This is a genomic window from Streptomyces sp. NPDC001530 (assembly GCF_042894545.1).
Lineage (GTDB): Bacteria > Actinomycetota > Actinomycetes > Streptomycetales > Streptomycetaceae > Streptomyces.
Map to the genome: position 1 here is coordinate 177,912 of NZ_JBIAVS010000021.1, position 12,584 is coordinate 190,495.

The window sequence follows — 12,584 nt, forward strand, 5'->3', positions numbered from 1 at the left end:
CGAAGAGGGGCGCGAGCGGTTACGGGACGGCGGTCCCCAGGCCGGACGCCGTCCGGTGATCACGGACGGACCCCCGCGCCGTCCGCCAGCGCCGTACCAGCGGCCATGTCGAGACTCCGAGCGCCAGGGACATCACGTGCCCCCAGTCGGTCATCGGGTCGGTGAAGGCGATCAGGTCGCCGACGAACATCGTGCCGAAGGCGACCAGTACCGGCCAGCGCAGCCACGGTGTCAGCAGTCCCGCGAGGGCACCCACACTCGCGGCGACGCCGAAGCTGATGCCGTAGTCGAGGCGGTGCAGCGAGCTGTCGGGCAGATGGCCCGCCAGCACCGAAATCCCGACCGGGACCTCGGTGGCCAGCGTGGCGACCACATGGCCGAGCAGGAAGACACCGGCCGTCCGCAGCCCGCCTATCCGCCGCTCCAGCGCGGTCAGCACGAGCAGGAACCCGATCGCGTACGGCGACGCGACCCCGCCCACGATCCACAACGCGCTCGCGACCAGTACCAGCACGGGGTTCTGTACGAGGTGCGCGACGTCCGTGCTGGATCCCTGGTGCAGGGCGTGTACGAGGGAGGGGTCCGCGTAGTCCGTGATCAGCGACGTGACGACGAGGACAGCCGCGTACCCGAAGGTGAAGGGCGTTCCGAGGGGGGTGGGGAACAGCCGCCAGGGGTGGAGGGTACGAAGCCGCCGCAAAGCGAGGACACCCAGGGAGGCGGAGCCGCTCGCAGCACTCCGCCCCGTCGCGACGGGATTCGGCGCCGTGGCCGGTTCGGGTGTCGCGACCGGTGCCAGTACCGCAGCCGTGGCCGGTTCGGGTGCCGCGACCGGTGCCAGTACCGCAGCCGTGGCCGGTTGGGGTATCGGGCCCGGGGCTGGTGCCGCCGTACCTGGTTCGGGCGTCGGGCGCGGGGTCGTCGTGCCCGGCTCGGGCGTCGGACCCGGAGCCGGTGCCCCCGTGCCCGGGCGGTCCGGCGCCGTGACGGGACCGCCGCGCTGCCGGGGCAGTCCGTCCAGCAGTGGCGCACCCGTCTCCGGGTCCGTGAGCGAGGCCTCAGCCCGCGCGGTCGCACTCGGGTCCACGGTGCGGCGCTCCTTCCGTCACGCACCACCCTTCGTGTCCCGCACGTCGCTGTCTATGACCGACGCCACGCGAGAGGCGATTCACAGCAACTTCCAAGACACCTCAGACGTCCGCCGGCAGCCCCGTCCCCTGCGTCGTGATCGAGCGAGCTCTGACCGGGAGCTCCTGGTGACCGCGGGGTGCCTGATCCCACCCCGGACCGTGGGGGACGGCCCCCGGGTGACCCGTGAGGTGGGCGAGGCCCCGTTAATCCGGTCGCCCGTCCTGGTGAAACTGCCAGGATGGGGGCCATGACTGCCTCGTACGACACCCCTGTGGTCATCGATCGCCGAGAAGGCCCGTACGGCGAGGTCGTGCTGCGGCGACACGGCGCGCTGCTGCAGATCATCGCCAACGGGTGCTTCCTGATGGACACCTCCGACGGCCGCTCGGAGCGGTTGCTCGTCGACGCCGCCCACGGCGCCCTGGACGGGCGCCCGCGGCCGAGCGTGCTGATCGGGGGCCTCGGCGTCGGATTCTCACTCGCGCATGCCGCCGCCGACTCCCGGTGGGGGCGTATCACGGTCGTCGAACGCGAGCCGGCCATCATCGAATGGCATCTCGACGGACCCCTGTCCGCGCTCTCCGCCGAGGCCCTCGCCGATCCGCGTACGGAAATCGTCGAAGCCGATCTGGTGGCGTACGTCAATGAGATTTCCGCCACGTACGACGCACTGTGTCTCGACATCGACAACGGGCCCGACTGGACGGTCACCGAGGGCAATGAGGGGCTCTACTCACAGGCCGGACTGGCAAGCTGCGCAAGGGTGTTGAGGCCCGGCGGGGTGCTCGCGGTGTGGTCCGCGCAGCCCTCTCCGGAATTTGAAGGATCCCTATGGAATGCCGGGTTCCAACGGGTGCGTACCGAAGAGATCCCGGTTGCCCGGGGCGTTCCGGACGTCGTGCACCTCGCGGTAAGACCTGGATAGCCGAGGCACGGTGACTGCCCGTACTCTGCTTCCCTGACGCCGATCATTCAAGCGTCAAGCGCAGTCATGGGATCACCCCACGGATTCCGGAAAGCACACTTCAGGGGCGGGCGATGGAGCAGACACACACCTCCCACAACGGCACGGCGGCGACACCCGGCGCGCAACGCCGGGTGTTGGTGGTCGAGGACGACCCGACGATCGTCGACGCCATCGCGGCCCGCCTGCGTGCCGAGGGATTCCTGGTGCAAACCGCGGGCGACGGTCCGGCCGCCGTCGACACCGCCGAGGCCTGGCAGCCCGACCTGCTGATCCTCGACATCATGCTGCCCGGCTTCGACGGCCTGGAGGTCTGCCGCCGGGTGCAGGCCCAGCGCCCGGTGCCGGTGCTGATGCTCACCGCGCGCGACGACGAGACCGACATGCTGGTCGGGCTCGGCGTCGGCGCCGACGACTACATGACGAAGCCGTTCTCGATGCGTGAGCTGGCCGCCCGTGTGCACGTCCTGCTGCGCCGGGTCGAGCGGGCCGTCGTGGCCGCCTCGACGCCGCGCAGCGGGATCCTGCGCCTCGGCGAGCTGGAGATCGACCACGCGCAGCGCCGGGTGCGGGTGCGCTCGGAGGACGTGCATCTGACGCCCACCGAGTTCGACCTGCTGGTGTGCCTCGCGAACACCCCGCGCGCCGTCCTCTCGCGCGAGCAGCTGCTCGCCGAGGTGTGGGACTGGGCGGACGCCTCCGGCACCCGGACCGTGGACAGCCACATCAAGGCGCTGCGCCGGAAGATCGGCGCCGAGCGGATCCGTACGGTCCACGGCGTGGGCTATGCGCTGGAGACCCCGACTCCCTGAGCCGGGCCTTCGTCGTGACCTTCGTGAGGGGGCTGATGTGATGAGCGGGCTCGGGGAGCACGGGGACGGCGAGCACGGGCCGAGAGGGACCGGGGCCGGCGAGCACGGCTTCGGGGAGCACAGGAGCGCGAGCCCCTGGGGCGGCGTGCGGCCCTTCTCGATCAAGACGAAGCTCGGCACGCTGGTCGTCGTCTCGGTCTTCATCACCACCGGTCTGCTGATGATCGCGGTGCGCACCGAGACCGAGCTGCGCTTCATCACGGTCTTCTCGATGATCGCCACACTGTTGATTACGCAGTTCGTGGCGCATTCGCTCACCGCCCCGCTGGACGAGATGAACGCGGTCGCGCGGTCCATCTCGCACGGCGACTACACGCGCCGGGTGAGCGACAGCCGCCGCGACGAGCTGGGCGACCTGGCCGAGACGATCAATCTCATGGCCGACGAGCTGGAGGCCCAGGACCGCCAGCGCAAGGAACTCGTGGCGAATGTCTCGCACGAGCTGCGCACCCCCATCGCGGGCCTGCGCGCGGTCCTGGAGAACGTCGTGGACGGCGTCTCGGCCGCCGACCCCGAGACGATGCGTACGGCGCTCAAGCAGACGGAGCGGCTCGGACGGCTCGTGGAGACGCTCCTCGACCTGTCCAGGCTGGACAACGGCGTCGTCCCCCTGCGCAAGCGCCGATTCGAGGTGTGGCCGTATCTGTCGGGCGTGCTCAAGGAGGCCAACATGGTCGCCTCCGCGCGCGCGGGCATCGCCTCCGGCTCCGGCAGCCACACCCGCACCGACGTCCATCTGCACCTCGACGTGTCCCCGCCGGAGCTGACCGCGCACGCGGACCCGGAGCGGATCCACCAGGTCGTGGCGAATCTCATCGACAACGCGGTCAAGCACAGCCCGCCGCACGGACGGGTGACGGTGAGGGCGCGGCGGGGCGACCGGCCGGAGTCGCTGGCTCTGGAGGTCCTGGACGAGGGGCCCGGCATTCCGAAGTCGGAGTGGCACCGGGTCTTCGAGCGGTTCAACCGGGGCGGGGTCCCCTCGCCGCACGGTCCGGGCAGTGACGGCGGTACGGGGCTGGGCCTGGCCATCGCGCGCTGGGCCGTCGATCTGCACGGCGGCCGGATCGGTGTGGCCGAATCCCAGCGGGGTTGCCGGATTCAGGTCACCCTTCCGGGACTTCCTTCTCTGCCAAGTTGACGTAAAGTTCGAACCGGAGCCACAAGATCCATCGGCGTCCGCACTGGCGGACACGTGTGATCAGGCAGAGGGCCGCGTGAGTCGTACCGCGACCCCGCATCGACGTACCCGTTCCGGGCCGGAACCCCGCTTGTTTCCCGCCATTTCCACAGCCGAAACACGGTTTCCGAGGTGATCCGATGTGACTTGCGCGACGTTGGACGGGCCCGGCCTGACCTTCTCGGCCATGGAGGCGTAGCCTTTATTTCCGCTGTCCATCACCTTGTGAAGCGGAAGAGGGCGGTTGCCGCCGTGTCGCCACAGTCCCCCAGTAACTCGAGCATCTCGACCGATGACCAAGCCGGGAAGAACCCCGCCGCTGCGTTCGGTCCCAATGAGTGGCTCGTCGACGAGATCTATCAGCAGTACCTCCAGGACCCGAATTCGGTAGACCGAGCCTGGTGGGACTTCTTCGCCGACTACAAGCCGGGCGCCGCTGCCGCCTCGGCTCCGGCGGGTACTGCGGCTGCGGGGGCCGCAGGGACCACCGCGGCGCCTCCGGCCGCTCCGGCCCCTGCCGCGCCCGCGGCGCCCGCAGCCCCGGCTCCGGCGGCTCCTGCCGCCGCCGCGCCCGCTCCGGCGGCCGCTCCCGCGGCCCCGAAGCCCGCTGCCGCCGCCCCGGCTCCCGCGAAGGCCGCCCCGGCCGCCGCCAAGCCGAAGGCCGCGCCCACGGTCGCGGCCGAGGCCCCCGAGGGCCCGGAGCTCGTCACGCTGCGCGGCCCCTCCGCCGCCGTCGCGAAGAACATGAACGCGTCCCTGGAGCTGCCCACGGCCACGTCCGTGCGCGCGGTCCCGGTGAAGCTGCTCTTCGACAACCGCATCGTCATCAACAACCACCTGAAGCGCGCCCGGGGCGGGAAGATCTCCTTCACCCACCTCATCGGCTACGCGATGGTGCAGGCCATCAAGGCCATGCCGTCGATGAACTACTCCTTCGCGGAGAAGGACGGCAAGCCGACCCTGGTCAAGCCCGCGCACATCAACTTCGGCCTCGCCATCGACCTGGTGAAGCCCAACGGCGACCGCCAGCTGGTCGTCGCGGGCATCAAGAAGGCCGAGACGCTGAACTTCTTCGAGTTCTGGCAGGCCTACGAGGACATCGTCCGCCGCGCCCGTGACGGCAAGCTGACGATGGACGACTTCACCGGTGTCACGGTCTCCCTGACCAACCCCGGCGGCCTCGGCACCGTCCACTCGGTCCCGCGTCTGATGCCCGGCCAGTCGGTGATCATGGGCGTCGGCTCGATGGACTATCCGGCGGAGTTCCAGGGCACCTCCCAGGACACCCTGAACAAGCTCGGCATCTCGAAGGTCATGACGCTCACGTCGACCTACGACCACCGGGTGATCCAGGGCGCCGCCTCCGGCGAGTTCCTGCGCATCGTCGCGAACCTGCTGCTCGGCGAGAACGGCTTCTTCGACGAGATCTTCGAGGCCCTGCGGATTCCGTACGAGCCGGTCCGCTGGCTCAAGGACATCGACGCCAGCCACGACGACGACGTCACCAAGGCCGCCCGCGTCTTCGAGCTGATCCACTCCTACCGGGTCCGCGGCCACGTCATGGCCGACACCGACCCGCTGGAGTACCGCCAGCGCAAGCACCCCGACCTGGACATCACCGAGCACGGGCTCACCCTGTGGGACCTGGAGCGCGAGTTCGCGGTCGGCGGCTTCTCCGGCAAGTCCCTGATGAAGCTGCGCGACATCCTCGGCGTGCTGCGCGACTCGTACTGCCGCACCACCGGCATCGAGTTCATGCACATCCAGGACCCGAAGCAGCGCAAGTGGATCCAGGACCGCATCGAGCGCCCGCACACCAAGCCGGAGCGCGAGGAGCAGCTGCGCATCCTGCGCCGCCTGAACGCGGCGGAGGCCTTCGAGACCTTCCTGCAGACGAAGTACGTCGGCCAGAAGCGCTTCTCCCTCGAGGGCGGCGAGTCGGTCATCCCGCTGCTCGACGCGGTCATCGACTCGGCGGCGGAGTCCCGTCTCGACGAGGTCGTCATCGGCATGGCCCACCGCGGCCGCCTGAACGTGCTCGCGAACATCGTCGGCAAGTCGTACGCGCAGATCTTCCGCGAGTTCGAGGGCAACCTCGACCCGAAGTCGATGCACGGCTCCGGCGACGTGAAGTACCACCTGGGCGCCCAGGGCACCTTCACCGGCCTGGACGGCGAGCAGATCAAGGTCTCGCTGGCCGCCAACCCGTCCCACCTGGAGACGGTCGACCCGGTCATCGAGGGCATCACCCGCGCCAAGCAGGACATCATCAACAAGGGCGGCACGGACTTCACGGTCCTGCCGGTCGCCCTGCACGGTGACGCGGCCTTCGCCGGCCAGGGTGTGGTCGCCGAGACGCTGAACATGTCGCAGCTGCGCGGCTACCGCACCGGCGGCACCGTCCACATCGTCATCAACAACCAGGTCGGCTTCACCGCCGCCCCGGAGTCGTCGCGCTCCTCCATGTACGCCACCGACGTGGCCCGCATGATCGAGGCGCCGATCTTCCACGTGAACGGCGACGACCCCGAGGCCGTCGTCCGCGTCGCTCGCCTGGCCTTCGAGTTCCGCCAGGCGTTCAACAAGGACGTCGTCATCGACCTGATCTGCTACCGCCGCCGCGGACACAACGAGTCCGACAACCCGGCGTTCACGCAGCCGCTGATGTACGACCTGATCGACAAGAAGCGCTCGGTGCGCAAGCTCTACACCGAGTCCCTGATCGGTCGCGGCGACATCACCCTCGAAGAGGCCGAGCAGGCGCTGCAGGACTTCCAGGGCCAGCTGGAGAAGGTCTTCACGGAGGTCCGCGAGGCCGTCTCGCAGGCGCCCGAGGCCCATGTCCCGGACGCGCAGGCCCAGTTCCCGGTCTCCGTGACGACCGCGGTCTCCCAGGAGATCGTGAAGCGGATCGCCGAGTCCCAGGTCAACATCCCCGACCACGTCACCGTGCACCCGCGCCTGCTGCCGCAGCTGCAGCGCCGGGCGTCGATGATCGAGGACGGCACGATCGACTGGGGCATGGGCGAGACCCTCGCCGTCGGCTCGCTGCTGCTCGAGGGCACCCCGGTCCGCCTGTCGGGCCAGGACTCCCGCCGCGGCACCTTCGGCCAGCGTCACGCGGTGCTGATCGACCGGGTCACGGGCGAGGACTACACCCCGCTCCAGTACCTGTCGGACGAGCAGGCCCGCCTGAACGTGTACGACTCGCTGCTCTCCGAGTACGCGGTCATGGGCTTCGAGTACGGCTACTCGCTGGCCCGCCCGGACGCCCTCGTGATGTGGGAGGCGCAGTTCGGCGACTTCGTCAACGGCGCGCAGACGGTCGTCGACGAGTACATCTCGGCCGCCGAGCAGAAGTGGGGCCAGACGTCCGGCGTCACCCTGCTGCTCCCGCACGGCTACGAGGGCCAGGGCCCGGACCACTCCTCGGCCCGTATCGAGCGCTTCCTCCAGCTGTGCGCGCAGAACAACATGACGGTCGCCCAGCCGACGCTCCCGTCGAACTACTTCCACCTCCTGCGGTGGCAGGTGCACAACCCGCACCACAAGCCGCTGGTGGTCTTCACCCCGAAGTCGATGCTGCGTCTGAAGGCCGCCGCGTCGAAGGCGGAGGAGTTCACCACGGGCGGCTTCCGCCCCGTCATCGGCGACGACAGCGTCGACGCCGCGGCGGTCCGCAAGGTCGTCTTCTGCGCCGGCAAGCTGTACTACGACCTCGAGGCCGAGCGGAAGAAGCGCGGCGTCACGGACACGGCCATCATCCGCATCGAGCGCCTGTACCCGCTGCCGGGTGCCGAGCTCCAGGCGGAGGTCAACAAGTACCCGAACGCCGAGAAGTACCTGTGGGCCCAGGAGGAGCCGGCGAACCAGGGCGCCTGGCCCTTCATCGCCCTCAACCTGATCGACCACCTGGACCTGGCGGTCGGCGCGGACGTTCCGCACGGCGAGCGCCTGCGCCGCATCTCGCGGCCGCACTCCTCGTCCCCCGCCGTGGGTTCCGCGAAGCGGCACCAGGCGGAGCAGGAGCAGCTGGTGCGTGAGGTGTTCGAGGCCTAGGCCTCCGGCACCGCAGCACGACAGGGGCCCGGCCCCGAGTCCACGGACGTGGACTCGGGGCCGGGCCCCTCGGCATATCCGGAGCTCTGCGTACCCGGAGCCCCGGAGCTCGGTGTATCCGAAGCTCGGCGCGTCCGGAGCGACGGAGCTCCGCGTATCCGGAGATAACTCCCCTACTTTACAATCTACTTGACTGAAGATGACTGCTGCTGTTGAACTTGACCTGTCGGGAAGTCGGTCGAGGAGACAGGACAGCGATGGGGGACGACAGCACAGTCGGCATCATCCTGGCCGGCGGCCGGGGGGAACGGGCCAAGCCCATCACCCTGCAGTCCGCCGACTACATCCGCAGCAAGGCACTCATCCCGTTCGCCGGCAGACCGCTCATCGAGTGGATCGTCGAGACCTGCCGTGACCAGGGCATTCGCTGTTTCTACGTGGTGGCTCAGGGAGCGGAGAACCGCAGCCAGATCAAGCTCGTGCTGGGCCACGGCGAGCGGTACGGCGTCGAGATCGACTACTCACGTGCCCGTTTCGACCAGTACAACGTCGGCTCCGGAGCAGCCACGCTGCACAACCTCGAACAGTGGAACCTCACCGGGTCCGCGCTTGTCATGCCGGTTGACTCGCTGTTCGACTTCTCGCTCGACCAGCTGCGCACCGCCCACGAGGCCGCCGACGCGGTGGTCACCGTGGCCGCCGTCTCCCGCACACCCGAGGAGATCGCGGGGAAGTACGGAGTCATGCGGACCACATCGGACGGACTGGTGTCCGGCTTCCTGGAGAAGCCCCAACTGGCCCGCATCCACCAGGAGTTCCCCCCCACCGGCGCACCTCGGGGACCGCACACCCTGCCCACCAACGCGGGGATGTATCTGATCGACTGCGCCCGGCTGCGGCTCGCCGCGCGCACCCCCGAGCTGATCCGCCTGGCCCAGCAGCGCCTCGACTGGGGGCACGATCTGCTGCCCTGGCTGGTCGGGCACGACCAGCGGGTGGCGGTCGAACCCATCGCGCGCCTGGGCGACCTGGGCAGCATCGGCGACTACCTCGGCACGCTCGGCGATGCCCTGAACGGCCGCTACCCGTACATGAACCACGCGCTGGGCGCCCCGCTCAGCGAGGATCCGCGCTACTGGATCCACGAGACGAGCCTGCGGACCAAGGACAGCGTGACCGGCACGACCCTCGCCCAGAAGATCGCCGAGGGCAGCGTCGTCCTCGGCCCCGGGGTGCGCATCGGCCGCCATGCGGAGATCGGCACCGGCGTCCACCTCCAGTACACGGACATCGGCGACGGCGTCGACGTCGGCGAGGGCGTCAGGCTCGACCGGACCGTCCTCGGGGACGGCGCCCTCATCGGCCCGTACGCGCGCATCACCGACTCGTACATCGGGCCGATGGCCCAGGTGCAGTCCGACCGCCGGGCACCGGTCCGGCTCGAACAGCACACAGCTGTCGGGGACGGCGCGTATCTGTGGCCGGGGACCCGGCTCTCGGGGGTCAGCGTCTATCCGCGGCTGCGCGTGCCCGCCCTGTCCGGTGTGCCGGCCGGAACCCAACTCACCAGCTCCGACGACATCTTGCAGTGGATATGAAGCCCGTCACCCGTCAGGAGAGCTCCGTGAACAGTCCGATCGCGGTCATCGGCGGAACGGGCCGGGTCGGCCGGATCGTCACGCGCCAGCTGATCGAACGCGGCGAGACGGTCCGGGTGATCGGCCGCAGCACCCTGCGGGCCCGGCGCCATCTGCCGCCCCTCGCCCAGTTCTTCCTCGGTGACATGGGGGAACCCGAGACCCTGCGCACCCCCCTGCACGGCTGCGCCGCGGTCGTGCACGCGGTGGAGCCGGGCCCCGACAGCCCGGCGGGCGCCCCGGAGACCGGGGTGGTCAACACGCTCGCCGCGCTGCTGGGCGGGGCCGCGTCCGGGAGCCCGCGGTTCGTCCTCCTCGGCCGGGCCGGCGAGGACGCCGTACGCGCCTCGGGGCTGCCCTACACCGTCGTACGCCCCGGCCGGCGCACCGCACTGGACGTCGCCGAGGCCTGCGTCCAGGCCCTGTTCACCGGGCTCGGCCCACGACACCCCACGCCGGACCGCGCCCTCGTGTGAGCGAGCGCGGCCGGGCGACCGGCACGACCACGACCACGACCGGAGAGACCAGCGAGACCGGCAGGACCGACCATCCGCACATCAGCTAGGCAGTGACCAGGGGTGACGGGATGACTCGCCGTCCCTGTCATGAGACCCGGGAGAGACCATGACCGAGGCGCCGGACATCACCGCAGGACGTCCGCAGCCGCTGGGCAGCACCGTGGACGCCGACGGCGTCAACTTCTCCGTTTTCTCCGAGCACGCGACACGTGTCGACCTGCTGCTCTTCGACCGCTGCGACGACCCCGAACCGTCCCGGACCATCCAGCTGCACCCGGAGACCCACCGCAGCTTCCACTTCTGGCACTGCCACGTCAGGGGCATCGGCGCCGGACAGGTCTACGCGTACCGCATGGACGGTCCTCGTGACACGAGCAAGTCGGGCGCCCGCTTCGACCACCGCAAGGTGCTGCTCGACCCGTACGCCCGCGCCAACATCAACAGCCGCTGGGAGCGGACGTACGCCATCGGTCTGGAGGACAACGTCGCGCACTCCATGCGCAGTCTGGTCGTCGATCTCGACGACTACGACTGGGAGGGCGACCGGCCGCTGCGGCTCCCGATGGCGGACACCGTCCTCTACGAGATGCATGTGCGCGGTCTGACCGAGTCGCCCACCTCGCGGGTGGACAGCCCCGGCACGTTCTCCGGGGTCATCGAGAAGATCCCGTACCTCAAGGAACTCGGCATCACCGCGGTCGAGTTGCTGCCCGTCTTCGACTTCGACGAGACACAGATCCTGCGCACCGGGCCGGACGGCACCAAGCTGCCCAACTACTGGGGCTACGACCCGTACGGCTTCTTCGCCCCGCACACCGGCTACTGCACCTCGCCCCATCTCAACACGCACATCAGTGAGTTCAGGGACATGGTGAAGGCCTTCCACCGGGCGGGCATCGAGGTCATCCTCGACGTCGTCTTCAACCACACCAGCGAGGGCAACGAGTTCGGCCCGACCATCAGTTTCCGCGGCCAGGCCAACGAGGCGTACTACCACCTGTGGCCGCAGGACCGCAGCCACTACATGGACTTCACGGGGTGTGGCAACGCTGTCAACGCCAATCACCCCTTCGTCGCCAAGTTCATCGTCGAGTGCCTGGAGTACTGGGTCACCGAGCACCACGTCGACGGCTTCCGCTTCGACCTGGCCTCGGAGCTCTCGCGCGGCGACAAGGGGTACGAGATGGCCGTGCCGCCCGTCCTGTGGGCGATCGAGCTGTCCAAGGTGCTCGCCGAGACGAAGATCATCGCGGAGCCCTGGGACGGCGGCGGGCTCTACCAGGTGGGCCGCTTCCCGGGGAAGCGCTGGGCCCAGTGGAACGGCCCGTTCCGGGACGACGTACGCCGTTTCGTACGCGGCGACGCCGGGCTCGTCGGGGAGGTCGCCAAGCGGCTCGGCGGCTCGGAGGACCTCTTCGGACCGCAGAACGAACTGCCCACCAACAGCGTCAACTTCATCACCTGCCACGACGGCTTCACCCTCAACGACCTGGTGTCGTACAACCAGAAGCACAACTACGCCAACGGCGAGGCCGAGGCCGACGGCGCGAACGAGAACTTCAGCTGGAACTGCGGGGTCGAGGGCCCGAGCGAGGAGCACGATGTCGAGCGGCTGCGGGTGCGGCAGATCAAGAACCTGCTGTCCGTGCTGCTGCTGAGCCGCGGTGTGCCGATGCTGCTGGCCGGTGACGAGTTCCGCAACAGCCAGGGCGGCAACAACAACGCGTACTGCCAGGACAACCCGACGTCATGGCTGGACTGGGACCAGGCGGAGAAGGAGCAGGAGACCAAGGACTTCACCCGCCGTCTCATCCAGCTGCGCGGGCGCTACCGCACCTTCCGCGAACCGCGGTTCTTCAACGGGCACCTCAACACGCGGGGACTGCCCGACGTCACCTGGCACGGCACCCGTCTGGAGCAGCCCGGCTGGGAGGACACCAACGCCCGTGTGCTTGCCTGCACGCTGGGCGGGTTCGACGGCGATCCCGATCTGCATCTGATCCTGAACATGTACCACCTGGGCCTGGACTTCGAGCTGCCCCGCGTCCGTGGTCACCGGTGGCACCGCGTCCTGGACACGGCACAGCGCGGACCGCACGACATCCTCCCGGCCAGGCGGGAGAAGCCGGTCGACGGCCACTCCTTGCACGCCCACGGCCGCAGCGTCGTCCTCCTGGTCGCCCTTCCCGACCCGGAGGACGACGCCCGGTGAGCGAGGGGGGC

Annotated in this window: 8 protein-coding genes; 7 read left to right on the forward strand and 1 reads right to left on the reverse strand. The window is 69.5% G+C overall.

The genetic code is table 11. The features are described from left to right. Positions 1-19: 19 nt before the first annotated feature. Positions 20-1,087 carry a rhomboid-like protein gene (locus tag ACFY0T_RS37120; RefSeq protein ID WP_388881071.1) on the reverse strand — a complete coding sequence of 356 codons (1,068 nt, stop codon included), beginning with the start codon at positions 1,085-1,087 and terminating at the stop codon, positions 20-22. Positions 1,088-1,378: 291 nt separating this feature from the next. On the opposite strand from ACFY0T_RS37120, the gene ACFY0T_RS37125 reads away from it, so the two are divergent. The 7 genes from ACFY0T_RS37125 (at position 1,379) to glgX (ending at position 12,573) form a co-directional block, all read left to right on the forward strand. After that, complete coding sequence (locus ACFY0T_RS37125) at positions 1,379-2,056, forward strand: spermidine synthase (protein WP_388881074.1); 678 nt, start codon at positions 1,379-1,381, stop codon at positions 2,054-2,056. A gap of 113 nt (positions 2,057-2,169) precedes the next feature. Beyond that, complete coding sequence (locus ACFY0T_RS37130) at positions 2,170-2,907, forward strand: response regulator transcription factor (protein WP_054236710.1); 738 nt, start codon at positions 2,170-2,172, stop codon at positions 2,905-2,907. Between the two features lie 40 nt (positions 2,908-2,947). Continuing rightward, entirely contained in the window at positions 2,948-4,108 is a 1,161-nt protein-coding gene (locus ACFY0T_RS37135; protein ID WP_388881077.1) for an ATP-binding protein, read from the forward strand. A 291-nt stretch (positions 4,109-4,399) separates the two neighbouring features. Further along, positions 4,400-8,206 carry a multifunctional oxoglutarate decarboxylase/oxoglutarate dehydrogenase thiamine pyrophosphate-binding subunit/dihydrolipoyllysine-residue succinyltransferase subunit gene (locus ACFY0T_RS37140; protein WP_388881080.1) on the forward strand — a complete coding sequence of 1,269 codons (3,807 nt, stop codon included), beginning with the start codon at positions 4,400-4,402 and terminating at the stop codon, positions 8,204-8,206. 257 nt (positions 8,207-8,463) lie between these two features. Continuing rightward, a complete protein-coding gene (locus ACFY0T_RS37145) occupies positions 8,464-9,804 on the forward strand; it encodes a sugar phosphate nucleotidyltransferase (RefSeq protein ID WP_388881083.1) in 1,341 nt (446 codons plus the stop codon). 26 nt (positions 9,805-9,830) lie between these two features. Then, a complete protein-coding gene (locus tag ACFY0T_RS37150) occupies positions 9,831-10,319 on the forward strand; it encodes an SDR family oxidoreductase (protein ID WP_388881086.1) in 489 nt (162 codons plus the stop codon). A gap of 148 nt (positions 10,320-10,467) precedes the next feature. Continuing rightward, positions 10,468-12,573, forward strand: a complete 2,106-nt coding sequence (gene glgX / locus ACFY0T_RS37155) for a glycogen debranching protein GlgX (protein ID WP_388881089.1) — start codon at positions 10,468-10,470, stop codon at positions 12,571-12,573. Positions 12,574-12,584: the final 11 nt, after the last annotated feature.